We start from the raw sequence: 24,740 nt of genomic DNA, 5'->3' as shown, positions 1-24,740 counted from the left end.
GATTGCACCGGGATTGCGCCGGGCTGGCACCGCCCTGCATTCTACCGGCGCGCACCGCTGCCCACGCTCGGTGCCGGCGCGGCCGGCGCCGCTCGTCTACAATAGCGCCACCATGTTCAATCCCTCCCGAGAAGAAGTCCGCCGGTTCTTTTGCGACGCCTGGCGCAAGCACACTGAAGGCACTGTCCTGACGCCGCTGGAAGCTATCGCGGCAGACTGGATCGAGCAGCACCCCGAGTACCACGCGCTGCTCAGCGATACCGAAGGCGCGCTGGCCGAGCAGTTCACGCCGGAACGCGGACAGACCAACCCCTTCCTCCACTTGTCGATGCACCTGTCCATCTCGGAGCAGGTCTCGATCGACCAGCCGCCCGGCATCCGCCAGGCCTACGAGACCCTGTCGCAGCGGCTGGATTCGCCGCACGAGGCCCAGCACCAGATCATGGAATGCCTGGGCGAGATGCTGTGGCAGGCGCAGCGCACCGGCCAGCCGCCCGACGGCGAGCGCTACGTCGACAGCATCCGGCGCCGCGCCGGCCGCTGAGCCCGCATCGCACCGGGTGCACGGTCCCTGAGTGCACCGCAACGCGGCCATGTTACGCTTGCGCCCATTGCAACCTGCCGCCGTGGCTGCGCCTCCCCGGCCGGGCGTGGCGGATCCGATATATGACCAGGAAATCATGTCTCGGGGTTTCGCAAGCGCACCGCCCCTCCCGGCACTTCCCCGGCGCGCACGCCGCCCTGCTCACCCTGCTGCTCGGCGGCTGGCCGCTGGCCGGCGCCGCCGCAGTTTCCCTGCTGCAACCGCCCCGGGTCGTCGACGGCACCCGGCCCCTGCAGTTGACGCTGCTGCTCCGCGCCGACCAGGGCAGCCGCCTCTACGCCATCCCTGATACGCTGGAAGTCATGGCAGCCGGCGAGATGCAGGCGCCGCAGACCCTGACACTGCGCCGGAACGGCGGCGGCGCAGCCACGCTGAGGCTGCGCCAGGGGGAGAGCCACACGGTGGACTACGCCGCGGCCTGGCCGTCCACGCTGCGTGGCCAGGTCCGTCTCGACGTGGTCGGCGTCGACGCCGCGCCGGTACTGGTCACCCTGAACCAGGCATCGCAGCCGGACGAACGGGCCGGCCCGGCGGCCGCGGCCGCTGGCCCCACCGCACCAGCCACCGCCGCGCCCATGCCGGTGGTGGCCCAGGGCGCGCCCGCACCGACGCCGGCCGACCTGCGCGATAACGCCCGGCTTTCCGTCCATGAGCCGATGTATCTGCTGCTCGGGGCGCATGACGGCGCCAATGCCAAGTTCCAGCTCAGCTTCAAGTACCGCATCTTCGAAGGCAAGGATCCGGCCTCGCGCCGCCTGCTCGACAATCTGTACTTCGCCTACACGCAGACTTCGATCTGGGACCTGTCCCAGCCGTCGGCCCCGTTCCGCGATACCAGCTACCGGCCGAGCGTCTTCTATTACCTGTCCGACACCGGGGTCAAGGGTCCGCTGCTGTCGCGGCTGTCGCTGGCCACCGGGCTGGAGCACGAATCAAACGGGCGCGATGGCGCCCAGTCGCGCAGCATCAACACCGTCTTCGTCACCCCGACCTTCTTCCTCGGGGACCAGGCCGCCTGGCATTGGCGCGTGGCTCCCAAGCTCTATTACTACCTGGAGAAGAGCGACAACGCCGACATCGGCCGCTACCGGGGCTACATGGACCTGCACCTGGCCTACGGCAAACCCGACGACTGGGAGCTCGCCGCCATCCTGCGCAAGGGCACGCGCAGCGACTACGGCAGCCTCGAAGCCCGCGCCACCTACCCGCTGGCACGGCTGATCCCCGGCACTGCCGGCTACCTGATGGCGCAGTACTTCATCGGCTATGGCGAAGACCTGCTGGACTATAACCGCCGTTCGCCCTGGCAGTTCCGCATCGGCTACGCGCTGTCGCGCTGAACCGCGGCACTCAGCCGGCGAGCGGCTTGCCGGCGGCCTTCAGGCGCGCATTGGCGACGGCGGCGGCGAACTGGCCGTGGCCGTGCCAGCCGGTGGCCCGTCCGAGTTTCCTGCCGCCCTGGAAGAACAGGAAGACCGGAATGCCATGCAGGCCGAAGCGCTGCCCCAGTTCGGGATGCGCATAGACATTGGCGTGCAGCCAATGGAGATCGAGCGCCCGGATCGGCTCGGGATTGGCCAGCATGGCCCGCTTGGCCATCTCGCAGTTGAAACAATCGACGCCCCAGCAGAACAGGCAGACCATCCGCTCGCCGGCAGCGGCAAGGGCTGCATCGATGGTGCTCCCGTCCACTTCCTGCATGGCGAGCAGGTCGAAGGCGCGATGGTCGAGATGCTCGGGACCTCCGCGCTGCTCGCGGCGATCGGGCCGGCTGGTGTCGCTGCACATGGGATTCCCTCCCGGGGAAAAGCCGCCCGAGGCGGCGACCGGCATGAAAAAACGCCCGGGCCTGCCGGCACCGGGCGTCTTGCTGGCGCCGCGGGGCGCCCGCGCCGCGGCGCGACCGGCGCGCCCTGCGCGTGGCTTACTTCGGGGCGGACACCGTGACGAGTGCCGGACGAAGCACTCGATCGGCGATCAGGTAGCCGCGCTGCAGCACCGCCACCACCGTATTGGGTTCCTGCTCCGAAGGCACCATCGAGATGGCCTGGTGCTTGTGCGGGTCGAATTTTTCACCGACCGGGTTGAGTTCGACAACCTTGCCTTTCTCGAAGGCATTGCTGAGCTGGCGCGCGGTCAGTTCCACGCCTTCGCGCAGCTTGGCGATGTCGCCCGAACCGTCGGCCAGCGCCGCCTGCAGGCTGTCCATGACCGGCAGCAGGTAGTCGGCGAAGCTCTCGATGGCGAATTTGTGGGCCTTCGACACGTCGTCCTGGGCACGGCGGCGGATGTTCTCGCCCTCGGCCGTCGCGCGCAGGTACATGTCGTAGTGCTCGCGCGCCTTGGCCTCGAGAGCGGCGATCTGTGCCGCCACATCCTCCACCACGGCGGCCTCGGCCTGGGCCGGCGCCGCGTTGCTGGTGTCCTCGCCCGCGGGCGTCGTCGGGGATGGCGTCTGCTTATGTTCTTCCATGTCGATCCGTAAATAAAGCACGGCACGCGCCTGGCGCGGCCGTTGGGAGGTCAATCGGCAAGTCTAACCCCCAACTGGAGGCAGCCGGGCGATTTTCAAGAGTCGCGCCGGCAGCCGTTGAAACACGCGGTTACAAAGCCCCGTCCAGTGCAATCAACGCCGTGTTGCCATGCTGCACCGCACCTACTAAGATGGTTTTGAATAAAGTGATAAAAATAACGGGGGGCGCGGATGCATTGCCTGCGGGTCCATGCCGAAGGGATTGCCATGCATAAACTGCCTGTCATCGCGATCTGCCTGCTCGCCGCCTTGTCGGCGATGACCGTTTTCATCTGCGCGTCCGGCGCGCTGACGCCGCGCGACACCGAATACGGCAGCGGCAAGGCCATCTTCAAGCACTATATCGTGCAGCACCTGCGCTGAGCGGGTCGGCACGATCCGCCTCAGTCTCCGAGTCCGTCGATGCGCCGCCGATCGCGTTTGGTCGGCCTGCCGTGCCACTGCGCGGCGGGTTCGCTATGCAGGCGGCGGCGCTCCGCCTCGACCTGCCTACGCGCCTGGCTGGCTTCGCTCTCGGCGTAGAGCGACTGCGCCACCGGCGCCGGCCCGCGTGCCGCCGCGATGCCTTTCACCAGCACTTCCCAACGCTGTCCATGCGCCTCCAACACCACCGTGTCGCCCGGCCGCACCTCGCGTGAGCTCTTGCAGCCCTGACCGTTGACCTGCACCCGCCCGCGCTCGACAGCCTCCGCTGCCAGCGAGCGGGTCTTGAAGAAGCGCGCGCACCACAGCCACTTGTCGATGCGCAGCCGTGCCTCCGGCTCGAAACTGACATTCATGCGGCAGCCCCCCGGGTCTGGGCACGCGTGCGCCGGGCTTCGAGTTCGTGCGGATGCGGCGCACGGAGATCCCAGCCCTGCAGGTGCTGCAAGGCGATCTCGGCCAGGCCGGCGATCCAGGCCGGCGCATCGTTGAGGCAGGGAATGAAATGGAAATCCTTGCCGCCGGCCACACGGAACACGGACATCCCCTCGATGGCGATCTCTTCGAGCGTCTCGATGCAGTCCGCCGGGAAGCCCGGGCAGAACACGTCGACGCGGCCGGCGCCGACCCGGCCCAGTTCGCGCAGCGTGGGCGCGGTATAGGGCTGCAGCCACTCCGCCCGGCCGAAGCGCGACTGGAAGGTCACCTGGTACTGCCCGGGCTGCAGGCCCAGCGCCTCGCCCAGCAGCCGCCCCGTCTTCAGGCATTCGCAGTGATAGGGATCGCCCAGCTCGAGCATGCGCCGCGGCAGGCCGTGGAAGGACAGGATCAGCTTGTCGCCGCGCGCGAAGTCCGGCATGCCGTGCTGGGCCCAATAGGCGCCGACCTGCTGGTGCAGCGCGCCGATATAGGCCGGATGGTCATGGAAATGCTTGACCAGGCGCAGCTCCGGCTGGTTGCGCCAGGCGGCCAGCACACGGAAGGCCTCGTCGAAGGCGGTCGCGGTGGTACTGGCCGAGTATTGCGGATACATCGGCAGTACCAGCACCCGTTCGGCGCCCTGGCGGCGCAGCGCTTCCATCACCGACGCGATCGACGGGTTGCCGTAGCGCATCGCGCAGGCCACGGTCACCTCGTGCCCATGCTGGTTGAGCAGCAGTTGCAGGGCGTGCGCCTGGCGCTCGCTGTATACGAGCAGCGGCGAACCCGTCATATGGGCCTCGCGCAGCCAGATCGACTCATACTTCAGCGCCGAAGCACGCGAGCGCAGCGGCAGGATGGCCCCGTACAGGATGGGCAGCCAGGCGGCGCGGGGAATCTCGACCACGCGCGGATCGGACAGGAACTGCTTCAGGTAGCGCCCTACCGCTTTGGGCGTCGGCGCGTCCGGGGTCCCGAGGTTGACCAGCAGGATCGCGGTACGCGTCACCTGGCCGTGCTGGTAGGCCGGTTCTGGCGAAAACGTCATGTCAATTCCGGTTTGGCGCGCCCGCGCGCGCCGGGTACGGGCCCGGCCGGTCGCCGCGCGCCGGCACGGGACGAACGTCAACTCTGGCTGAGTGCGCTGGACAGCAGCCGGGCGGTGATGTCGACGATGGGAATCACGCGGTCGTAGGCCATCCGGGTCGGACCGATCACGCCCAGCGTGCCGACGATCTGCCCGTCGACCTCGTAGGGTGCGGTGATGATCGCCATGTCCTCCAGCGGCACCAGCCGGCTCTCGCCGCCGATGAAGATCTGCACGCCCTCGGCATGGCTGGATACATCGAGCAGCTGCAGCAGGCTGGTCTTGTGCTCGAACACGTCGAACAGCCGGCGCAGCTTGTCCATGCTGGACGACAGGTCCTCCACCTCCAGCAGCTTGCGCTCGCCGGAAATGAAGACCTGCTCATCCTCCTCGGCCATGGCGTCGCTGCCCGCCTGCACCGCCGCCTGCATCAGCTGCGACATGTCCAGGCGCAGCGCCTGCAGTTCGCCGCGCAGGTGGTCGCGCACGGCGTCGAAGCTCATGCCGGCGTAGTGGGAGTTGAAGAAATTGGCCGCCTCCACCAGCTGGGCCGGGGTATACGCCAGCTCGGTCTGGATGATGCGGTTCTGCACATCGCCCTCGGGGGTGACGATGATCAGCAGGATGCGCTTGGCCGACAGGCGCATGAACTCGACCTGCCGGAAGGCCTGGGCACGCCGCGGCGTCATCACCACGCCGGCGAAGTGCGACAGGTTGGACAGGGTGCGCGCGGCACTGCTGAGGATACGCTGCGGGGCCAGCTGCTGGCCGCTGAGCTGGTCCTGGATCAGCTCGGCCAGTTCGCTGCGGGCGGGCGTGCCCTCGGGCGCCTTGGTGGTCAGGATGGAGTCGACGAACAGACGGTAGCCGCGCGGCGTGGGCACGCGGCCCGCCGAAGTGTGCGGACTGGAGATGAAACCCATCTCCTCCAGATCGGACATCACATTGCGGATGGTGGCCGGCGACAGGTCCAGCCCCGAGTACTTGGACAGGGTCCGCGAGCCGACCGGCTGCCCCTCGGCAATGTAGCGCTCGATCAGGGTCTTGAGCAGCGTTTTCGAACGTTCATCCATAGTGCCCCGATTTTACGCAACTTTTACCGGATGGGGCGTATCGCGCAACGGCCTGCCGCCGCGGCGGCAGGCCATGCTGACAATGGTCACGGCGGTATGGTCTAATCCCGGCATGTCCGCACACCCCAAGCCTGGCGCCGCCCGCGCGCCCTTCCGCACCGTGGCCCTGATCGGCCGCTACTCCACCGCCGGCATCGAGGCGCGGCTCGAGGAGCTGGCTTCCTGCATCCTCAAGAACGGCCAGGACGTGGTGTTCGAGCGCGATACCGCGCTGGCCACCGGCCTGACCGGCTATCCGGCGCTGGCACCGGAGGAGATCGGCCGCGAGGCCGACGTGGCGGTGGTGCTGGGCGGGGACGGCACGCTGCTGGGGATCGCCCGCCAGCTCGCCGGCCACGACGTGCCGCTGATCGGGGTCAACCACGGGCGGCTCGGCTTCATGACCGACATCCCGCTGGAAGACGTCCAGTCGGTGCTGCCCGACATGCTGGCCGGCCGCTACGAGGCGGAGACGCGCATGCTGCTGGAATCGCGCGTGGTGCGCGACGACGAGCAGATCTTCTCGGCGCTGGCCTTCAACGACGTGGTGGTCAACCGCTCCGGCATTTCCGGCATGGTGGAGCTGGCCGTCTCGGTGGATGGCTATTTCATGTACAACCAGCGTTCGGACGGCCTCATCGTCTCCACCCCGACCGGCTCCACCGCCTACGCCCTGTCGGCCGGCGGCCCGATCCTGCATCCCACGCTGTCCGGCCTGGTGCTGGTGCCGATCGCACCCCACGCGCTGTCCAACCGCCCGATCGTGCTGCCGCACGATGCCGAGGTGACCATCGAGGTGGCCACCGCGCGCGACGCCAGCGTCAACTTCGACATGCAGTCGCTGACCTCGCTGCTGCCCGGCGACCGCATCGTGGTGCGCCGCTCCGACAAGACCATCAAGCTGCTGCATCCGGTCGGCTATAACTATTACGCCACGCTGCGCAAGAAGCTGCACTGGCACGAGTATCCGTCGGAAGACAATCGCCTTTGAGCCGCCTCGCCTTCCGCCCCCTGCTCGCACCTGACCTGCACCTGACCTGCTCCTGACCTGCACCTGACCCGCCACCCAGAACGATGCTGCGCAGCCTTTCCATCCGCGATTTCGTCATCGTCGACGCGCTCGACCTCGACTTCTCCGCCGGCTTCACCGTCTTCACCGGTGAGACCGGCGCCGGCAAGTCGATCCTGATCGATGCGCTGGCCCTGGTGCTGGGCGAGCGCGCCGATGCCGGCGTGGTGCGGGAAGGCGCGGCACGGGCCAGCGTCAGCGCCACCTTCGCCACGCACCCCGCGCTCGATGCCTGGCTCGGCGAACGCGAGCTGGCTGGCGAGGGCGACGAGCGCGGCACCGTGCTGCTGCGCCGCACGGTCGACGCCAGCGGCCGTGGCAAGGCCTTCATCAACGGCGGCGCCGCCACGCTGGCGCAGTTGCGCGAGGTCGGCGACCAGCTGGTCGACATCCATGGCCAGCATGCCCACCAGCAATTGCTGCGTCCCGATGCCCAGCGCCTGCTGCTGGACGCCCATGCCGGGCTGACGGCCCAGGCCGGCGCCGTGGCCGAGGCCTGGCGCACCTGGCGCGCCTGCGTGCGCCAGCGCGAGACGGTCGAGCAGCAGTCGCGCGAGATGCAGCTGGAGCGCGAGCGCCTGGAGTGGCAGGTCGGCGAGCTCGACAAGCTGGCACCGCTGCCGGGCGAGTGGGACGAGATCCAGTCCGAGTACAACCGCCTGTCGCACGCGGCCGGCCTGATCGACGGCGGCCGCGCCGCACTCGACGCACTCTCCGAAGCCGATGGCTCGGTGCTGTCCGGCCTCAATACCATCGTCCAGCGGCTGCGCCAGCTGGCCGATATCGACCCGGCCCTGCGCGACGTGCTGGCGGCGCTGGAGCCCGCCCAGGTGCAGGCAGAGGAAGCCGCCCACTCGCTGACCCGCTACGTGGACCGCCTCGAACTCGACCCGGAGCGGCTGCAGGCGGTCGAGGAGCGCATGCAGGCACTGCACGCGACGGCGCGCAAGTACCGGCTGCCGCCGGAGCAGTTGCCCGCCGAGCTGCAGGCACGCCGCCAGCAGCTCGACGACCTGCAGGCCGCGCAGGACCTGAACAAGGTGATGGCACGCGAAGCCGCGGCGCGCGCCGCCTACCTGACCATCGCGCATCACCTCAGCGATGCGCGCAAGGCGGCCGCCGCGGCCTTGTCGGCCGCCATCACCGAGGCCATGCAGGGCCTGTCGATGGCGGGCGGCAGCTTCGCCGTGGCCTTGCACCCGCTCGAGGAAGGGCTCAGCCACGGCCTGGAGCAGGTCGAGTTCCTGGTGGCAGGCCACGCCGGCGTCAGCCCGCGCCCGCTCGCCAAGGTCGCTTCGGGGGGCGAGCTGGCCCGCATCAGCCTGGCGATCTCGGTCATCACCAGCGAGGCCGCGCCGACCCCCACCCTGATCTTCGACGAAGTCGATGCCGGCATCGGCGGCGCGGTCGCCGAGGTCGTCGGCCGCCGCCTGCAGGAGCTCGGCCGCAGCCGCCAGGTGCTGTGCGTGACCCACCTGCCCCAGGTGGCGGCGCAGGCCGGCAGCCACCTGCTGGTCAGCAAGGCCACCACATCCGGCCCCGGCGGCGCGGTCACGCGCTCGCATATCCGCGTGCTCGATGCCGGCGGACGCGTCGACGAGACGGCGCGCATGCTGGGCGGCGCCACGGTGACAGCGACCACGCTGCAGCATGCCGAAGAAATGCTGGCGCAAGGCGCGCGCGGCGGCAGCGCCACCCACGGCAGCAAGGACGGCCGCCGCCCGCGCCGGGCCGCCGTCTGACCCGGCCGACGCCGCTGCCACCGCGGCGCCCCCTACCCCCCTTCAGGAGATCCGAACCATGTCGACCCGCAAGCTGGTCCGCCCGCTGCTCACCGGTGCCCTGGGCCTGGCCCTGGCGCTGGCACTAGGTGGCCTGACGGGCTGCCAGGCCCAGTCGAAGCCCGTGCCGCCGCCGCCCGGCGGCATCACCGCCGATCGCTCGCTCGGCGACATCATGGTGCGCTTCCGCCCGCCCGCCGTGAACGACTCGGTCGAGGCCGGCAAGCTGCTGGCCGAGATCCAGGGGCCGGCGCGCTTCGTCGTCAAGCGCCCGATGTCCGGCGGCGTCTGGCTGGTCACCGCCATCAGCGATAACGCCGACGCCACGCTCGACCAGGCGCTCGAACGCCTGCGCGCTGCGCCGCGCGTGGAAGTCGCCGAGCCGGACCGCCTGCTCAAGCCTAACCGCGAAATGCCGAAAACACGCGAGATGCCACCGGACTGACCGCCACGCCGGCTTGTCACGGGCCGGTCACCGGCTTGTCATATCCCGCTGGCTGCCGTCGGCGCGCTTTGCGCACAGCGAGGCGCCGCAGCATGCCGGGAGCCGGGATGCGCACGACGGGCAGCACCACCCGGGAGGCCGGCCAGGTGCTGGCGCAGGACACGTAGGGCATGCAGGACAGCACATTGCCAGGGAGCAAGGAGAAGAAGATGCAAAGCACATCGTGGGCCCCTTCCAGCAGCAGACACGACGTGGCCGCGCCATGGCGCCGGCGCCTGGGTCAGGCCGCCGCCGTGGCCGCCGCGACGGTCGCGGCCGCCCTGCTGGCGCCAGCCGCCGGCGCCGCGGACGGCAGCACCGTTGCTTCCGGCACGGGCGCTTCCAGCGCCGCCGTCCGCTACAGCGGCAACTTCATCGTGCGCTGGCGCGACGGCAGCACCAGCAGCGCCAGCCCAAGCAGCGCCACCGGCGATTCGCAGCGCATGCTGCAGATCCAGCAGAACACCGGCGTCGGCCTCTCGGTCAAGCGGCAGATGGGCGGCAGCTACCAGCTGATGAGCGTCGCCGGGGGCAGCACGGATCCCGAGGCGACCGCGGCGAAGCTGCGCCAGGACCCACGCATCGCCGAAGTGGTGCCCGACCGCTGGCTGCACGTGACCGACACGGCGCCGAACGATCCCTACTACGCTTCCGGCCAGTATCCCCAAGCCCTCTACATGGGCTCACCGAGCGCGCAGGCCGGTGCCGCCAACCTGCCCAAGACCTGGGACGTGACCCAGGGCAGCAGCAGCATCGTCGTCGCCGTGGTGGATACCGGCTACCTGCCCCACCCCGACCTGGCCGCACGCCTGCTGCTGCCCGGCTACAACTTCGTCAGCGCCAACGGCGCCACGCGCAGCAACGACGCCACCGATCCGGGCGACTACATTCCGGCCAACTACACCTGCCCCGGAACCAGTTCGTCGAGCCCGACGCTGACGCCGAGCAGCTGGCACGGCACGCGCGTGGCCAGCGTGATCGGCGCCGTCACCAACAACAACAGCAACATCGCGGGCGTGGACTGGAACGCGCGCATCGTGCCGGTGCGCGTGGCCGGCCAGTGCGGCGCGCTGCTGTCGGACACCGTCGACGGCATGCGCTGGGCCGGCGGCCTGTCGGTGCCCGGCGTGCCCAACAACGCCAACCCCGCGCGCGTGATCAATATCAGCCTCGGCGGAGGCACCTGCAGCCAGATCGAGCAGCAGGCCGTCAATGACCTGACCGCCAAGGGCGTGGTGGTGATCGCCGCCGCCGGCAACAACGGCGGCGCGGTGGAAGCACCAGGCGACTGCAGTGGCGTGATCGCGGTCACGGCGCACGTCAACAACGGCGAGAAGGCCAGCTACGCAAGCTATGGCTCGCAGGTGGCGCTGAGCGCCCCGGGCGGAGGCTGCGGGGTCTCGCAGGCCGACTCCAGCGGCAACTGCTCCTCGCCCTCCTGGGTCCTGACGCTGTCCAACAGCGGCCAGACCACTGCCGGCAGCTATAACCTGGTCGGCTCGGCGGGCACCAGCTTCGCCGCGCCGATGACCACCGGCGTGGTGTCGCTGATGCTGGCCGCGAACGGTGCGCTGACGCCGGCACAGGTCGCCAGCGCCTTGAAGAGCTCGGCACGCGCCTTCCCGGGCAACACCTTCTGCGCGACCAACAGCGGCGCGTGCGGCGCCGGCCTGCTCGATGCCTTCGGCGCGGTGACGGCCGCGGGCAGCGTCCAGTCGACCCCCTCCACCCCCACTCCCGCCCCTGCGGCCAGCGGCGGCGGCGGTGGTGGCGGTGCGGTGCCGCCCTGGACGGCCGCGCTGCTGGCGGCAGCCGGCCTGCTGGCCTTCCTGCTGCGCCGGCGCCGGTGAGACGTCGCGCCCGCCGGCGGCCCAGGCCACCGGCGGGCACGGTGCTGCCTGCGCGCCGACGCGGACCGCCGTCCGCTCAGGCAGCGCGGCGCGCGGCCAGCCACTCCCCGGCCAGCCACAGCAGCAGTCCCGCCAGCGCACCGGCCGCATGCGCGGCCCGCACCACGCCGAAGCCCCAGGCCGGCTCGAACACCACCGCGGCCAGCCAGGACTGCTCCAGCCAGACCTTGACCAGCACGCCCAGGCACAGCGCGACGCCTGCCACGCGCGGCCAGCCCGGCCGCTGCAGCAGCCGCAGCCCGGTCCACGCGGCCAGGCCATGCAGCGCGCCCGACAGGCCGCCATACCATGCCACCTCAGGCAGGCGCAGCAACGCTGCCTGCGCCGCCAGCCCGCATGCCGCCAGCACGGCCAGCAGCGCGCGCGTGCGCGCCGCCACCCCGCCCAGCAGCAGCAGGCCGGCCGCGGCCAGCGTGTCGGCCAGCCAGTGCCGCCAGCCGAGGTGCACCCACATCGCGGTCACCAGGCGCCACCACTCTCCCGTCAGCACTGCGTCGCGCAGATAGAGACCGTGCGCGTGCAGCCACGGCGCAAACGTGAACATTGCCGACAGCGCGGCCACGCCGGCCACCGCCGCCCATAGCGCCGGCGCGGCGGCGTGCGGGCCGGACGGCCCGGACGGACCAGCCGTCATCGCCCGGTCACGGCGCGGCCGCCGCGCCGCCGGTGCCGAACACGGCCTGCCACAGTGCCCGCACCTGGCCGGCGGGTTCCGCCACCGAAGCCGGCTCGACGCGCGCCTGGGCGTGCCCGTCCAGCCGCAGCTGGTGCTGGCGCGCGCGGAACAGGCGGTAGGCATCGCCCACTGCCAGCGCCAGCGCCGCATCGATCAGGCCGAGATCGCCGGCCGTGCGCAACAGCGCGATATTGCCGCTGTTGCGCGTCAGCTCGGCGTGGGCAGCGCTGTGCAACAGCACCAGGTACTGCACGGTGAACTCGATGTCGACCATGCCGCCGCGGTCATGCTTGAGGTCGAACAGCGCGCCGCGGTTGGGATGGCCCTCGGCCACCTTGGCCCGCATGTCGACGATCTCGGGCGCCAGCGTGGCGGCGTCGCGGGGCTGGCGCAGGACCTCGTCGCGCAGGGCCTCGAAGCGCGCGCCGATGGCGCGGTCGCCGGCGCAGAAGCGGGCGCGCGTCAGCGCCTGGTGCTCCCATACCCAGGCGGCGTTGTCGCCTTCGCGCAGCTGGTAGCGGCGGAAGGCATCGAAGCTGGTCACCAGCAGTCCGGCGGCCCCGTTGGGCCGCAGCCGCGTGTCGACGTCGTACAGCATGCCGGCGGCGGTGTGGCTGGTCAGCCAGGTGATCAGCCGGCGCGCGAAGGCGGCATAAACATCGGGCGCGCGCTCGTGCTCGTCCTCGTACAGGAAGATGATGTCGAGGTCGGAGGCATAGCCCAGCTCCTTGCCGCCCAGGCGCCCATAGGCGATCACGGCGAAGCGCGGCGACTCGCAATGGCGCGTGGCCAGCTGCCGCCATACCGTGCGCAGCGTGACCTCCAGCACCGCGTCGGCCAGGTCGGACAGGCGGTCGGCGACCTGCTCCACCGTCAACAGGCCTTGCAGGTCCTGCAGCAGGATGCGGAAGGTCTCGGCGTGGTGCTCGCGCCGCAGGATGTCCATCTGCGCCTCGACCTGGCCGTCGGCGACATGCAGGCGCTCGTCCAGCCGGGCCTGGAAGGCGGACCAGTCGGGCGCGTCCGCCAGCGCCTCGTTGTCGAGCAGTTCGTCGAGCAGCTGCGGATGGCGCGTCAGGTAATCGGCGGCCCAGCGCGACGCGTGCAGGGTGTGGGCGACACGCGCCATCGCCTGCGGGTACTCCGACAGCAGCGACAGGTAGGAGGCGCGGCGGCTGATGGCGTCGAGGAAATCGAGGAAGCGGGTGATGGTGCTGTCGGCGTCTTCCTGGCGCGCGGCGAGGTCGAGCGCGCGGTTGACCAGCAGGTCGAAGCGCGCACGGCTGGCCTCCGACAGCGCGCGGTAGCGCGGCGACACCAGGATCGCGCGCAGGCGGTCGAACAGCGCGCCGCAATCGCTGAACCCCGCCGCCTGCAGGCGCGCGCACGGCGCGTCCTCGCCCGCCTCGGTGGCTTCCGCCGCCGGGCCGCCCTGCACTTCATCGACGGCATCGCGCACCAGGGCCGGCCACAGCGCCTCGCAGGGCGCGGTATCGGGATCGGAGAAGGTCGCCTCGAACTGCTGGGCAACCGGTTCCTGCAGCGCCTGCAGGCGCGCCAGCAGCGTTTCCCAGTCGTCGCAGCCCATCATCTGCGCGACGGCCTGCTGTTCCTCCGGCGTGGTCGGCAGATGGTGGGTCTGGGCGTCGTCGCGGTACTGCAGCCGATGCTCGAGCTGGCGCAGGAAGCGATAGGCATCGGCGAGCTGCTCGGCCTGGCCGGCCGGCAGCAGGCCGCGTTCGACCGCGACCGCCAGCACCTCCAGCGTGGGGCGCACCCGCAGCGCAGCATCCTGGCCGCCGCGGATCAGCTGGAAGACCTGGGCCATGAACTCGATCTCGCGGATGCCGCCGCGGCCCAGCTTGATGTTGAAGGAGCGCTGATTGACCCCGTGTCCGGCCAGGCCGCCGCTGCGCTTGGCCGCCTCGGCACGGATCTGCGCGTGCAGCGAGCGGATCGCCGCGATCACGCCGTAGTCCAGGTAGCGGCGGAACACGAACGGCAGGGTCAGGTCCGACAGCAGCCGCGCGGTACGCTGCGCATGCGGCGTCGCCAGCGAAGAGACCACGCGGCCCTTGATCCAGGCATAGCGCTCCCACTCGCGCCCCTGCACCACCAGGTACTGCTCGAGCATGCCCAGGCTGCAGGCCAGCGGGCCGGCGTCGCCATTGGGACGCAGGCGCATGTCGACGCGGAACACGTAGCCGTCCCCGGTCACGTCGGCGAGCAGGTTGATCAGGCGCCGGCCCAGGCGGATGAAGTACTCGTGGTTGGACAGGCTGCGCGTGCCGCCCTGCGTCTCGCCATCCTCGTCATAGAGAAAGATCAGGTCGATATCGGAGGAAACGTTCAGCTCGCGCCCGCCCAGCTTGCCCATGCCGACCACGACCAGTTCCTGGACCTCGCCGCTGCCCGCGCCCACCGGGCGGCCGAAGGTCGCCGCCAGGTCGGCGCCGAGCACCGCCAGGCCGTGCTGGATGGCAAGCTCGGCCAGGTCCGACATCGCCGCGGTCACCTCGCCCAGGGTGGCTGCGCCGCGCAGGTCGCGCTCGATCACCACGCACATCACCTCGGCGCGCAAGCGCCGCAGCGCCTGCTTGGCGGCCTCCTCGGCATCGGCCGACGGCTGCTGCAGCAGAGCCAGCCGGGCCTCCATCCAGGCACGCGTCAGCGGCACGCGCATCGCCTCGGCCAGCACGTCCTCCAGGCCATCGCGGGCCTGCAGCATGCGGCGCGCGTAATGGGAATACGCGGGCGAGTACAATGCCGGCTCAGCGTTGCCGGCGGGAGCCATCCCGACCGCCGGCATTGTGGCGAATGCGCCGCCGGACATGCCGGCCGGGGACTGTTCCCCGGTGGCCGTGCTGGCGGCGACAGGCGCCGGTTCGGAACGCGTCGATGCGGGAGCAGTCATTCTGTCGGTCTGAAATGCGTGTCTGGTTGCCGCCCAATACCCGCGCCCGCGGGCGCTCGAAGAAAGGAAAGGCACCGAATTGGAGAGCGGCTAGTATTGTCGGATAATCTGCGCATGTCCAGCCGCACGCCCCCTCCCGCAGAGCGCTCCGCCACCGGCAGTGCCGCGGGCCCGCACGACAACGCGGCCGGCCTTCCCGGCGGCATGCGCGCACTCGGCCGCCTGCTGGCCGAGTGGCGCGCCCACCCGCTCTGGCCCGGCCTGGGGCGCGCCCTGGTGCGCCTGGCCCTGGTGCTGGCGCTGCTGGCCCTGGCACTCGGCCTGCTGATCCGCTTCGTGCTGTGGCCGCAGGCGGGCGCCGCGCGCCAGTGGCTGGAAGACCGCGCCTCGGCCACGGTCGCGGCCCACGTCACCATCGGCCGGCTCGACACCTACTGGGACGGCTGGCATCCCGCCTTCCGCGCCGGCAACCTGCGCATACTCGACGACGACGGACACCTGCTGCTGGCGGCCGGCAATATCGACGGCGCCCTGTCCTGGCACTCGCTGTTCGGCATGGACCTGCGCTTCACCCGCGTCGCCGCCCAGCAGACCGACCTGCTGGTGCGGCGCACGCCGGCCGGCAAGCTGCTGGTCGCCGGCATGCCGGTGGACCCGTCCAGCGACCGCTCCAACGACAACCGCTTCCTCGACTGGCTGATGAGCCAGGGCCGCGTGGAGCTGGACAGCGGCAAGCTGCGCTGGCTCGACGACCATGCCCGCCTGCCGCAGCTCGACGTCGGCGACATCCGCCTCAGCGTCAGGCGCGACGGAGCGCACCACCTGTTGCGGCTGGAAGCGCACTCCGCGGCATTGTCGCCGCAGCCGCTGGTGGTGCAGGCCGACATCCGCCACGAATACCTGCACCGCGCCGGCGACTGGCGCACCTGGTACGGCCAGGCCAGCTGGAACGTCGCCCGGCTGCAGCTGCCGGTGGTGCAGCGCTACCTGAGCCTGTTCCAGCACGTCGCCGACGGCAGCTTCAGCTGCGACGGCAGCATCGAGTTCCGCGCCGGCGCGATCGTGCGCAGCCAGGCACGCCTGCGCGCCAGCGCGGTGGACCTGCAGCTGGCCGGCGCACCGGAGCCGCTGCGGCTGGCCAACGCGCAGGCCTTCCTGCTGCACCGCGCCGATCGCCAGGGCAACCACCAGCTCACCATCGACACGCTGCTGTGGCAGCCCCCGGCCGGCGAAAGCGCGGCGGCGCCGGGCGGCACGGATGCAAGCTGGCGCGAAGGCATGCGCAAGGTCACGGTCAACTGGGCCACCGGCAGCAAGGGCGAGCTGCGCAAGTTCTCGCTGAAGGCCCCCAGCCTGGACCTCAACCCGGTGCGGGCGCTGGCCGGCTCGCTGCCGCTCGACAGCGGCGTGCTGCGCCAGCTGCGCGCGCTGCAGCCGGCCGGGCATATCGACAATCTCGACGCCAGCTGGAGCCGCGACCACCCGGGCCTGCTGAACCGCCGTGCCACCGGCACCCACTATGCCGTGCAGGGCACCTTGCGCGACGTCTCGCTGCGCAGCCAGCCCGTGGCTCAGCCGGCCGGCGGCCACATCGCAGGCCTGCCGGGATTCGCGCACCTGTCCGGCAACTTCAGCTTCGACGAACGCCAGGGCAGCGCCCGCCTCGAAAGCACCGGTGCGACGCTGAGCCTGCCGGGCGTCTTCGAGGATCCCGACCTGCCCTTCGACCAACTGAGCGGCGAGTTCCGCTGGAGCCGCGACGGCGGGCGCCTGCAGGTGCGCACCAGCGGCGTGCGCTTCGCCAATGCCGACGTGGCCGGCACCGTGCGCGGCAGCTGGCAGGCCGGCGGCGAGAGCCAGGCCGGCATCGCCGACCTGTCCGGCGAACTGGCCCGTGCGCAGATCGCACGCATCCCGCGCTACCTGCCGCTCGGCCTGCCGGGCGATACCCGCCATTACCTGGGCGGCGCGCTGGCCGGCGGCGAGGCGGCCAATGTCAAGTTCCTGCTGCATGGCGACCTGACCCACTTCCCGTTCCACGGCGCCCCGCACGACAAGGCCGGCGATTTCCGCGTGGAGGTGCCGGTGCAGCAGATGCGCTACCAGATCGCCCCGCACCAGCCGGCGCCGGGCGGCGGCCCGGCATGGCCGCTCTTCACCGATATTTCCGGCCAGTTGCTGTTCGAGCGCGGCGCCCTCTCCTTCGTCGCCGAACGCGGCGGCGTGCAGGGCGTCCCCGGCGTCGTGCTGCACAACGTCAGCGGCCAGATCGCCGACCTCAGCGACCGTGGCCACCTGCTGCTGGAGGGCGCTGCCTCCGGGCCGCTGCAGTCCTTCCTGCGCTTCATCGCCGCCAGCCCGCTGCACGGCTGGACCGGACATGCCACCGCCGACGCGCGCGGCCAGGGTAACGGCGAGCTGAAGCTGAAGCTGGACCTGCCGCTGACCGACTCCAGCCACGCCAGGATCGACGGCCAGTTCCGCCTGCCCGGCAACGATGTGGTGCTGGCACCAGCCTTGCCGCCGCTGTCCGGCGCCAGCGGCACCATCGCCTTCAGCGAGAAGGGATTCCAGCTGGACAATGTACGCGGGCGCATGCTCGGCGGCGAGGTGCGCGCCAGCGGCGGCAGCCAGCCGGACGGCTCGGTACGCGTGGTCGCCAGCGGCAATGCCAGTGCCGCCGGCATCCGCGAGGCGATGGCGGGCACGGCGCTGGCCGGGCTGGCCGGCAGGCTGGACGGCGGCGCGGGCTACAACGCCGTGATCGGCGTGCGCGACGGCCAGACCCAGGTCCAGATCGGCAGCGATCTCGCCGGCATGGCGCTCGGCCTGCCCGCGCCGCTGGGCAAGAGTGCCGCGGCCGCGGTCCCGCTGCGCTTCGAGCTGCGCCCGGCCGCCGGCCGCGCCGAGCAGCAGGAAATGCTGCTGCAGTATGGCGCGCTGCTGAATGCGCGCTACCTGCTGAAACGCGACGCCAATGACGCGCTGGTGGTCCAGTCCGGCGGCATCGGCGTCCAGCAGGCGGCGCCGGCTCCCGCCAGCGGCGTCTCCGCCGCGCTGGCGCTCGAACATTTCGACCTCGACGCCTGGCGCAGCGCGCTCGGCGAAATCGGCGGCCAGGGCGGCGGCCAGGGCGGCAGCACCCCGGCCGGCGGCCCCTCGGGCTACCTGCCCGAACGCCTGGCGGTACGTGCCCGCACGCTGCACGTGCTGAGCCGGGACCTCGACGATGTCACGCTCGACATCAGCCGCCAGGACAACGGCTGGGGCTTCCAGGTCGACTCGCGCCAGATCGCCGGCGCCTTGAGCTGGCGGCCGCGCGCCGGCACCCCGTCCGGGGCGCTGCGCCTGCGCCTGACGCGGCTCGACATCCCCGACGCGGCCGATGCCGGCAAGGCCGCCGACGCGATCGCCACCAATATCGACGAGCTGCCGGCGATCGACCTGGTCGCCGACCATTTCGAGCTGCGCGGGCGCGATTTCGGCAAGCTGGAGATGAAGGCGCAGAGCGGCAATGCCGATGGCGAGCCGGTATGGACGCTGGAACAGCTCAAGATCGAGCAGCCTGCCGCCACCCTGGACGGCCGCGGCAGCTGGCGCCTGCCCCGGCGCCTGCGCGGCGGCGACGAACAGGCCGCGCGCCGCACGCAGCTGAGCTTCGAGCTGGATATCCGCAATGCCGGCGCCCTGCTCGACCGCATGGGCCTGCCGCACACGCTGCGCGACGGCCGCGGCAAGCTGGAAGGCCGCGTCGGCTGGCTCGGCTCGCCGCTTTCGATGGACTACCCCAGCCTGTCGGGCCAGCTGTCGCTGCAGCTGGACAACGGCCAGATCCTCGCCGTCGAGCCGGGCGCGGCGCGCCTGCTCGGCGTGCTCAGCCTGCAAGGGCTGCTGCGCATCGCCACGCTCGACTTCCGCAGCCTGTCCGGCCAGGGCACCGTGTTCGACACCATCTCCGGCAACGGCACCATCGCCAACGGCATCGGCACCATCAGCGATTTCCGCCTCAAGGGCTCGCAGCTCAATGCCACCATGACCGGCTCGGCCGACCTGCTGCGCGAGACCCAGGACCTGCGTGTGGCGGTGGTACCGCGCATCAACGCCACCTCGACCTCGGTGGCGGCCGCCTTCGTCAATCCGGCACTCGGCATCGGCACGCTGGCGGCGCAACTGCTGTTCGCGGACGAGTTCTCCAAGGCCTTCACGCAGCACTACCACATCATCGGCAGCTGGGCCAACCCGCAGATCGATAAAGTGGAGGACAATCGGGCTCCGTACCACAAGCCATCCGACCGCCCCTAGGCCCGCCAGCGCGCCCCGGTGACGCCGGGGCGCACCACACCACGCCCGCTCGAGGAAGCCGACCGATGAGTACCTCCAACCTTTTCCGCGTCGCCGCGGTGCAGACCGTCAGCGGTACCTCGCTCGAGGCCAACCTGGCCCGCGCCGGCGCCCTGATCGACGAGGCCGCCCGCGGCGGCGCAGAACTGGTGCTGCTGCCGGAGTACTTCTGCCTGATGGGCCTGCGCGAAACCGACAAGGTGGCGTTGCGCGAGCGCGATGGCGACGGCCCGGTGCAGCGCTTCCTCGCCGACGCCGCGCGCCGGCACGGCATCTGGCTGGTGGGCGGGACGCTGCCGCTGTGGTGCGAGGATCCGGCACGCGTCTACAACACGTCGCTGGCCTACGATCCGCGCGGCGAGCGCGTCGCACGCTACGACAAGATCCACCTGTTCGGCTTCACGCGCGGCAGCGAGAGCTACGACGAAGGCCGCTCCATCCTGGCCGGCACGCAGCCGGTGCGCTTCGACGCGCCCTGCGGCCCGGTCGCCATGTCGGTCTGCTACGACCTGCGCTTCCCCGAGCTGTACCGCTCGCTGGCCCGCGGCGACGGCGTCAACCTGATCCTGATGCCGGCCGCCTTCACCTACACCACGGGGCAGGCGCATTGGGAAATCCTGCTGCGCGCCCGCGCCATCGAGAACCAGTGCTACGTGCTGGCTGCCGCACAGGGCGGCCGGCACGAGAACGGGCGGCGCACCTGGGGCCATTCGATGCTGGTCGATCCCTGGGGCGAAGTGCTGGCGATGCTGCCCGAGGGCGAAGGCGTGGTCAGCGGCACCATCGATCCGGCGCGGCTGGCGGAGATCCGCCAGAACCTGCCTGCGCTGCGCCACCGCGTGCTGTAGCATAGGCGGCACTGACCCATTGGCACCATCGGGCCCGCCGGAACCATCGGAAGCGGGCCGGGCACCCCCGAATTTTCCCTGCGCGCCGCCACCCCGGTGCGACGACGCAATCAAGGCAATAAAGGAACACCATGAACGCCGGCGATCTCGGAATCCGCAACCTGGCCACCGCGCAGCAGTTGCTGCTGACCCCTTACGGCCTCGACGAGGCCAAGCTGCAGCGCGTGCTGGCCGACATCTTCACGCACAAGGTCGACTATGCCGACCTGTATTTCCAGTACACCCGCAACGAGGCCTGGAGCCTGGAAGAAGGCATCGTCAAGTCCGGCAGCTTCAGCATCGACCAGGGCGTGGGCGTGCGCGCCGTGTCGGGCGACAAGACCGCCTTCGCCTACTCCGACGAGATCAGCCTGGCCGCGCTGAGCCAGGCCGCGGCGGCCACGCGCACCATCGGCCGCGCCGGCAGCGGCCGCGTCAAGGTGGCCGGGGCGCTGTCCTCGCAGGGTGGACGCGACCTCTATACGCCCAATGATCCGCTCGACTCCATGAGCGCCAGCGACAAGGTCGCCCTGCTCGAGCGCATCGAGCGCATGGCCCGCGCCAAGGACCCGCGCGTGGTGCAGGTCATGGCCGGGCTGGCCGGCGAATACGATGTGGTACTGGTGGCACGCGGCGACGGCGTCATCGCCGCCGACGTGCGTCCGCTGGTACGCGTCTCGGTGACCGTGATCGCCGAGCAGGGCGGGCGCCGCGAGATCGGCTCCTCCGGCGGCGGCGGTCGCTACGCCTACGGCTACTTCAGCGACGAACTGCTGCAGAAGTACGTCGACGAAGCGGTTTCCTCGGCCCTGGTCAACCTGGAGGCGCGTCCCGCGCCGGCTGGCGCGATGACCGTGGTGCTGGGCCCGGGCTGGCCCGGCGTGCTGCTGCACGAGGCCGTCGGCCACGGCCTGGAAGGCGACTTCAACCGCAAGGGCTCGTCCGCCTTCGCCGGCCGCATGGGCGAGCGCGTCGCGGCCAAGGGCGTCACCGTGGTCGACGACGGCACGCTGGCCAACCGGCGCGGCTCGCTGAACCTGGATGACGAGGGCAATCCGACCCAGTGCACCACGCTGATCGAGGACGGCATCCTGCGCGGCTTCATGCAGGACACCCTCAACGCGCGCCTGATGAAGATGCCGGTGACCGGCAACGCGCGCCGCGAAAGCTACGCCGCGCTGCCGATGCCGCGCATGACCAACACCTACATGCTGAACGGCGACCGCGACCCGCAGGAAATCATCGCCAGCGTCAAACGCGGCCTGTACGCGGTCAATTTCGGCGGCGGCCAGGTCGACATCACCAATGGCAAGTTCGTCTTCTCGGCGAGCGAAGCCTACCTGATCGAGGACGGCAGGATCACCGCGCCGGTCAAGGGCGCCACGCTGGTGGGCAACGGCCCCGAGTCGCTCAAGGACGTGACCATGATCGGCAACGACATGCGGCTCGACTCGGGCGTGGGCGTGTGCGGCAAGGACGGCCAGAGCGTGCCCGTGGGCGTCGGCCAGCCCACGCTGCGCATCGAGAACATGACGGTCGGCGGCACGGCCTGAGCACCGCGCCGGCGCGGGCGGCGGGCGGACGCCCGCCGCACTACGGACGCGCCTCGTAGATCAGGTTGAACGGCGTCTCGGCGGCGCGGCGGAAGCGCGTGAAGCCGCCCCCCTCCACCACTGCGCGCATGCGCGCCTCGCCGGCCTGCGCGCCCAGGCACAATCCCACTTCCTGCGAACGCGAGGCCGGTGTGCAGATGAAGGTCGAGGCCGAGTAGAAGACCCGCCCGATCGGCGTCAGGTTGTCCTCCAGCCGGTCGTTGGCGAAGGGCTCGACGATCATCCACGCGCCATCCGGGCGCAAGGCCTGCCGTACATGGGCCGCCGCGCCAGCCGGATCGCCCATGTCGTGCAGGCAATCGAACACGGCCACCAGGTCGTAGGCACCGCCATCGAAGTCCTTGGCGGTCGCCACATCGAAGGTCACGCGATCCGCCACGCCGGCCCGCTGCGCCGCCTCGCGCGCATAGCGGATCGACGGCTCGTGGTAGTCGAAGCCGTGGAAGCGCGAGGCCGGATAGGCCTGCGCCATGATCAGGGTGGACGCGCCGTGGCCGCAGCCGACGTCGGCCACGCTGGCGCCGGCCTGCAGGCGCGCCTCCATGCCTTCCAGCGCCGGGATCCATTCCGGCACCAGGTGGGCGGCGTAGCCCGGGCGGAAGAAGCGCTCGGTGCCGCGGAACAGCGCCGGATCGTGCTCGTGCCAGCCCAGCCCGCGGCCGTTGCGGAAAATATCCAGCATCTTCGGGATCGCCTTGAACTGCGCTACCGCGATCTGGAAGGCACCCGGGATGAAGGCCGGACTCGCCTCCTGCGCCAGCGCGAAGGCCTGCTCTTCGTTCAGGCTGAAGCAGTCGGCGGCCGGATCGTAGTCGACATAGCCGCTGGCGGCCTGCGCGCTCAGCCACTCACGCAGGTAGCGGGCGTCGGTACCGGTCTTCTCGGCCAGGGCGTCGGCGCTCATCGGTTTCTCTGCCAGGGCCTTGTAGAGGCCCAGTTCGTCGCCCACCACCACCGTGGCCGCGTGCATGACGGCGCCGAGGTCCTGCACGAACCTGCCCATGAAGGCATTGAGTTTCTCTTCGTTGATTGCCATGGCCTGCCCCTTCCGCGCGTGCGCGCTCCCCTGCGCGGCGGCCGCGCCGGCCGCCGTGTGCCGTCGTGCGCCGCCGCCAAGCCCGGTGGCCCGTCCGGTGTCTATACTGGCCTCATCCATCTTGGTAGACGCGCCCCGGCGCGCCAATACGCACCATTGCGTAGTCCCTTCCCGCCATGGCAAACCCGAGCCCCCCGCGCCTCGCCGCAGCCCCGCCGGGCACGCTGACCGCGCGCGAGCGCCAGGTACTGCGATGGCTCGCCCGCGGCAAGACGGACCGCGACATCGCCAGCGTGCTGGGCATCAGCACGCGCACCGTGCAGAAGCACCTGCAGCACGTCTACGTGAAGCTGGGCGTGGAAACGCGCACCGCCGCCGTGGTGCGCGGCATGGGCTGGCTGCCGGCCGACGACGCCGCCGATGCGGGGTGCGCTTGCCAAGCTTCGGAAAACGCGCTATAAAGATGCTTCGTTGCCAACAATGAAACCGCCCGAAGCGGCAGTTTCACCGGAAGCAACGCAATTTAATGCCTCGGCCAAGCCTTCCGACAACGCAAGCTGACCCGTAAATCCTCCATGTCCGCCAAGTTTTACTTTTACTTTTTTAGCGATCTCGCACCGCTGGCGGAAGGAGAGGGAAGCTTGTAAGCGTCCCCAGACATCAAAAAAAGCCGCCAGCGAACCTGGCGGCTTTTTTTATCCAGACTTGCCCTGAACCCTGCATCCCACGACCCTACAAGACCCGGAGCCATCATGTTGAAGAACACCGACGACCTGCGCATTCGCGAACTCAAGGAACTGCTGCCGCCCGCGCACCTGATCCGCGAATTCGCCTGCTCGGAAAAGGCATCGGACGTGATCTACGGCGCCCGGCAGGCCATGCATCGCATCCTGCACGGCATGGACGACCGGCTGATCGTCATCATCGGCCCCTGCTCCATCCACGACACCCGCGCGGCGCTCGAGTATGCCAAGCTGCTCAAGGAACAACGCGACCGCTTCGCCGGCGAACTGGAAGTGGTGATGCGCGTGTACTTCGAGAAGCCCCGCACCACGGTGGGCTGGAAGGGCCTGATCAACGACCCGCACATGGACGGCAGCTTCAAGATCAACGATGGCCTGCGCACCGCGCGCGAACTGCTGCTGAACATCAGCGAGATGGGCCTTCCCGCCGGCACCGAGTACCTCGACATGATCAGCCCGCAATACATCGCGGACCTGGTGAGCTGGGGTGCGATCGGCGCGCGCACCACCGAATCGCAGGTACACCGCGAGCTGGCCTCCGGACTGTCCTGCCCGGTCGGCTTCAAGAATGGCACCGACGGCAACGTCAAGATCGCGGTCGATGCGATCAAGGCAGCCTCGCAGCCCCACCACTTCCTCTCGGTGACCAAGGGCGGCCACTCGGCCATCGTCTCCACCTCGGGCAACGAGGACTGCCACATCATCCTGCGCGGCGGCAAGGCGCCCAACTACGACGCCGCCAGCGTGCAGGAGGCCTGCGAGGCGATCGCCAAGGCCGGCCTGGCCGCGCGCCTGATGATCGACGCCTCGCACGCCAACAGCAGCAAGAAGCACGAGAACCAGATCCCGGTGTGCGAGGACATCGGCCGCCAGATGGCCGCCGGGGACGAGCGCATCGTCGGCGTGATGGTCGAGTCGCACCTGGTCGGCGGGCGCCAGGACCATGTGCAGGGCACGCCGGTGGAGAACCTCACCTACGGCCAATCCGTCACCGATGCCTGCATTGGCTGGGACGATTCGGTCAAGGTGCTGGAAACGCTGGCCAATGCCGTCAAGGCACGCCGGCTGGCCAAGGGCAGCGGCAACTGAGCCGTCGCGGCCGCCCTG

20 protein-coding genes are annotated in these 24,740 nt (G+C 70.5%); 12 read left to right on the top strand and 8 right to left on the bottom strand.

Annotated elements, in window-relative coordinates; all coding sequences use genetic code 11:
• Positions 1-112: 112 nt before the first annotated feature.
• Together BKK81_RS08560 and BKK81_RS08555 are read left to right on the top strand one after the other, a co-directional pair.
• A complete protein-coding gene (locus BKK81_RS08560; RefSeq protein WP_071016234.1) occupies positions 113-544 on the top strand; it encodes a DUF1841 family protein in 432 nt (143 codons plus the stop codon).
• Positions 545-666: 122 nt separating this feature from the next.
• Positions 667-1,944 carry a phospholipase A gene (locus tag BKK81_RS08555; RefSeq protein ID WP_071012088.1) on the top strand — a complete coding sequence of 426 codons (1,278 nt, stop codon included), beginning with the start codon at positions 667-669 and terminating at the stop codon, positions 1,942-1,944.
• 10 nt (positions 1,945-1,954) lie between these two features.
• On the opposite strand, the gene BKK81_RS08550 is transcribed toward BKK81_RS08555, so the two are convergent.
• Positions 1,955-2,392: a thioredoxin family protein gene (locus BKK81_RS08550; RefSeq protein WP_071012086.1), complete on the bottom strand. Its 438-nt coding sequence runs from the start codon at positions 2,390-2,392 to the stop codon at positions 1,955-1,957.
• 136 nt (positions 2,393-2,528) lie between these two features.
• Entirely contained in the window at positions 2,529-3,077 is a 549-nt protein-coding gene (gene grpE / locus BKK81_RS08545) for a nucleotide exchange factor GrpE (protein WP_071012084.1), read from the bottom strand.
• A 267-nt stretch (positions 3,078-3,344) separates the two neighbouring features.
• On the opposite strand from grpE, the gene BKK81_RS35960 reads away from it, so the two are divergent.
• The gene (locus BKK81_RS35960) at positions 3,345-3,500 is read left to right on the top strand and encodes a hypothetical protein (RefSeq protein ID WP_167366668.1); all 156 of its coding nucleotides are present in this window, start codon (positions 3,345-3,347) and stop codon (positions 3,498-3,500) included.
• Positions 3,501-3,520: 20 nt separating this feature from the next.
• Here the strand turns inward: BKK81_RS35960 and BKK81_RS08535 are convergent, their stop codons facing one another.
• The 3 genes from BKK81_RS08535 to hrcA form a co-directional block, all read right to left on the bottom strand.
• Positions 3,521-3,916, bottom strand: coding sequence for an RNA-binding S4 domain-containing protein (locus BKK81_RS08535; RefSeq protein WP_071012081.1), 396 nt, complete (start codon positions 3,914-3,916; stop codon positions 3,521-3,523).
• Positions 3,913-5,028, bottom strand: a complete 1,116-nt coding sequence (hemH, locus tag BKK81_RS08530; RefSeq protein ID WP_071012079.1) for a ferrochelatase — start codon at positions 5,026-5,028, stop codon at positions 3,913-3,915. Before hemH ends, BKK81_RS08535 begins: the two co-directional genes overlap by 4 nt.
• A 77-nt stretch (positions 5,029-5,105) precedes the next feature.
• Positions 5,106-6,140, bottom strand: a complete 1,035-nt coding sequence (hrcA, locus tag BKK81_RS08525) for a heat-inducible transcriptional repressor HrcA (protein ID WP_071012077.1) — start codon at positions 6,138-6,140, stop codon at positions 5,106-5,108.
• Positions 6,141-6,252: 112 nt separating this feature from the next.
• On the opposite strand from hrcA, the gene BKK81_RS08520 reads away from it, so the two are divergent.
• The 4 genes from BKK81_RS08520 (at position 6,253) to mprA (ending at position 11,363) form a co-directional block, all read left to right on the top strand.
• The gene (locus BKK81_RS08520; protein WP_071012076.1) at positions 6,253-7,170 is read left to right on the top strand and encodes an NAD kinase; all 918 of its coding nucleotides are present in this window, start codon (positions 6,253-6,255) and stop codon (positions 7,168-7,170) included.
• An 83-nt stretch (positions 7,171-7,253) separates the two neighbouring features.
• Complete coding sequence (gene recN, locus BKK81_RS08515) at positions 7,254-8,990, top strand: DNA repair protein RecN (RefSeq protein WP_071012074.1); 1,737 nt, start codon at positions 7,254-7,256, stop codon at positions 8,988-8,990.
• A 58-nt stretch (positions 8,991-9,048) separates the two neighbouring features.
• Positions 9,049-9,474, top strand: coding sequence for a hypothetical protein (locus BKK81_RS08510; RefSeq protein WP_071012072.1), 426 nt, complete (start codon positions 9,049-9,051; stop codon positions 9,472-9,474).
• 209 nt (positions 9,475-9,683) lie between these two features.
• Entirely contained in the window at positions 9,684-11,363 is a 1,680-nt protein-coding gene (gene mprA, locus BKK81_RS08500) for an MprA protease, GlyGly-CTERM protein-sorting domain-containing form (RefSeq protein ID WP_083384009.1), read from the top strand.
• Between the two features lie 76 nt (positions 11,364-11,439).
• Here the strand turns inward: mprA and rrtA are convergent, their stop codons facing one another.
• Together rrtA and glnE are read right to left on the bottom strand one after the other, a co-directional pair.
• A complete protein-coding gene (rrtA, locus tag BKK81_RS08495; RefSeq protein WP_071012068.1) occupies positions 11,440-12,057 on the bottom strand; it encodes a rhombosortase in 618 nt (205 codons plus the stop codon).
• A 7-nt stretch (positions 12,058-12,064) separates the two neighbouring features.
• Positions 12,065-14,932 carry a bifunctional [glutamate--ammonia ligase]-adenylyl-L-tyrosine phosphorylase/[glutamate--ammonia-ligase] adenylyltransferase gene (glnE, locus tag BKK81_RS08490; RefSeq protein ID WP_071012066.1) on the bottom strand — a complete coding sequence of 956 codons (2,868 nt, stop codon included), beginning with the start codon at positions 14,930-14,932 and terminating at the stop codon, positions 12,065-12,067.
• 195 nt (positions 14,933-15,127) lie between these two features.
• Here glnE and BKK81_RS08485 point away from each other — a divergent pair, with 195 nt between their 5' ends.
• The 3 genes from BKK81_RS08485 (at position 15,128) to tldD (ending at position 21,794) form a co-directional block, all read left to right on the top strand.
• Positions 15,128-19,315, top strand: coding sequence for a YhdP family protein (locus tag BKK81_RS08485; RefSeq protein WP_071012064.1), 4,188 nt, complete (start codon positions 15,128-15,130; stop codon positions 19,313-19,315).
• Between the two features lie 65 nt (positions 19,316-19,380).
• Positions 19,381-20,202 carry a carbon-nitrogen hydrolase family protein gene (locus BKK81_RS08480; protein WP_071012063.1) on the top strand — a complete coding sequence of 274 codons (822 nt, stop codon included), beginning with the start codon at positions 19,381-19,383 and terminating at the stop codon, positions 20,200-20,202.
• 131 nt (positions 20,203-20,333) lie between these two features.
• A complete protein-coding gene (gene tldD, locus BKK81_RS08475) occupies positions 20,334-21,794 on the top strand; it encodes a metalloprotease TldD (RefSeq protein WP_071012061.1) in 1,461 nt (486 codons plus the stop codon).
• 40 nt (positions 21,795-21,834) lie between these two features.
• On the opposite strand, the gene BKK81_RS08470 is transcribed toward tldD, so the two are convergent.
• The gene (locus tag BKK81_RS08470; protein ID WP_071012059.1) at positions 21,835-22,890 is read right to left on the bottom strand and encodes a class I SAM-dependent methyltransferase; all 1,056 of its coding nucleotides are present in this window, start codon (positions 22,888-22,890) and stop codon (positions 21,835-21,837) included.
• Between the two features lie 176 nt (positions 22,891-23,066).
• On the opposite strand from BKK81_RS08470, the gene BKK81_RS08465 reads away from it, so the two are divergent.
• Both BKK81_RS08465 and aroG read left to right on the top strand, forming a co-directional pair.
• Complete coding sequence (locus BKK81_RS08465; RefSeq protein ID WP_071012058.1) at positions 23,067-23,351, top strand: response regulator transcription factor; 285 nt, start codon at positions 23,067-23,069, stop codon at positions 23,349-23,351.
• 291 nt (positions 23,352-23,642) lie between these two features.
• A complete protein-coding gene (gene aroG, locus BKK81_RS08460; RefSeq protein ID WP_071012056.1) occupies positions 23,643-24,722 on the top strand; it encodes a 3-deoxy-7-phosphoheptulonate synthase AroG in 1,080 nt (359 codons plus the stop codon).
• Positions 24,723-24,740: the final 18 nt, after the last annotated feature.

The organism is Cupriavidus sp. USMAHM13, assembly GCF_001854285.1.
GTDB lineage: Bacteria > Pseudomonadota > Gammaproteobacteria > Burkholderiales > Burkholderiaceae > Cupriavidus > Cupriavidus malaysiensis.
The sequence above is the reverse complement of the archived record's forward strand: the minus strand, read 5'-3'. Positions and strand labels throughout refer to the sequence as shown.

Bases quoted from the DNA above. Each gene is read 5' to 3' on its own strand.
- BKK81_RS08560 (WP_071016234.1), top strand. From the start codon at position 113: ATGTTCAATCCCTCCCGAGAAGAAGTCCGCCGGTTCTTTTGCGACGCC.
- BKK81_RS08555 (WP_071012088.1), top strand. From the start codon at position 667: ATGACCAGGAAATCATGTCTCGGGGTTTCGCAAGCGCACCGCCCCTCC.
- BKK81_RS08550 (WP_071012086.1), bottom strand. From the start codon at position 2,392: ATGTGCAGCGACACCAGCCGGCCCGATCGCCGCGAGCAGCGCGGAGGT.
- grpE (WP_071012084.1), bottom strand. From the start codon at position 3,077: ATGGAAGAACATAAGCAGACGCCATCCCCGACGACGCCCGCGGGCGAG.
- BKK81_RS35960 (WP_167366668.1), top strand. From the start codon at position 3,345: ATGCATAAACTGCCTGTCATCGCGATCTGCCTGCTCGCCGCCTTGTCG.
- BKK81_RS08535 (WP_071012081.1), bottom strand. From the start codon at position 3,916: ATGAATGTCAGTTTCGAGCCGGAGGCACGGCTGCGCATCGACAAGTGG.
- hemH (WP_071012079.1), bottom strand. From the start codon at position 5,028: ATGACGTTTTCGCCAGAACCGGCCTACCAGCACGGCCAGGTGACGCGT.
- hrcA (WP_071012077.1), bottom strand. From the start codon at position 6,140: ATGGATGAACGTTCGAAAACGCTGCTCAAGACCCTGATCGAGCGCTAC.
- BKK81_RS08520 (WP_071012076.1), top strand. From the start codon at position 6,253: ATGTCCGCACACCCCAAGCCTGGCGCCGCCCGCGCGCCCTTCCGCACC.
- recN (WP_071012074.1), top strand. From the start codon at position 7,254: ATGCTGCGCAGCCTTTCCATCCGCGATTTCGTCATCGTCGACGCGCTC.
- BKK81_RS08510 (WP_071012072.1), top strand. From the start codon at position 9,049: ATGTCGACCCGCAAGCTGGTCCGCCCGCTGCTCACCGGTGCCCTGGGC.
- mprA (WP_083384009.1), top strand. From the start codon at position 9,684: ATGCAAAGCACATCGTGGGCCCCTTCCAGCAGCAGACACGACGTGGCC.
- rrtA (WP_071012068.1), bottom strand. From the start codon at position 12,057: ATGACGGCTGGTCCGTCCGGGCCGTCCGGCCCGCACGCCGCCGCGCCG.
- glnE (WP_071012066.1), bottom strand. From the start codon at position 14,932: ATGTCCGGCGGCGCATTCGCCACAATGCCGGCGGTCGGGATGGCTCCC.
- BKK81_RS08485 (WP_071012064.1), top strand. From the start codon at position 15,128: ATGTCCAGCCGCACGCCCCCTCCCGCAGAGCGCTCCGCCACCGGCAGT.
- BKK81_RS08480 (WP_071012063.1), top strand. From the start codon at position 19,381: ATGAGTACCTCCAACCTTTTCCGCGTCGCCGCGGTGCAGACCGTCAGC.
- tldD (WP_071012061.1), top strand. From the start codon at position 20,334: ATGAACGCCGGCGATCTCGGAATCCGCAACCTGGCCACCGCGCAGCAG.
- BKK81_RS08470 (WP_071012059.1), bottom strand. From the start codon at position 22,890: ATGGCAATCAACGAAGAGAAACTCAATGCCTTCATGGGCAGGTTCGTG.
- BKK81_RS08465 (WP_071012058.1), top strand. From the start codon at position 23,067: ATGGCAAACCCGAGCCCCCCGCGCCTCGCCGCAGCCCCGCCGGGCACG.
- aroG (WP_071012056.1), top strand. From the start codon at position 23,643: ATGTTGAAGAACACCGACGACCTGCGCATTCGCGAACTCAAGGAACTG.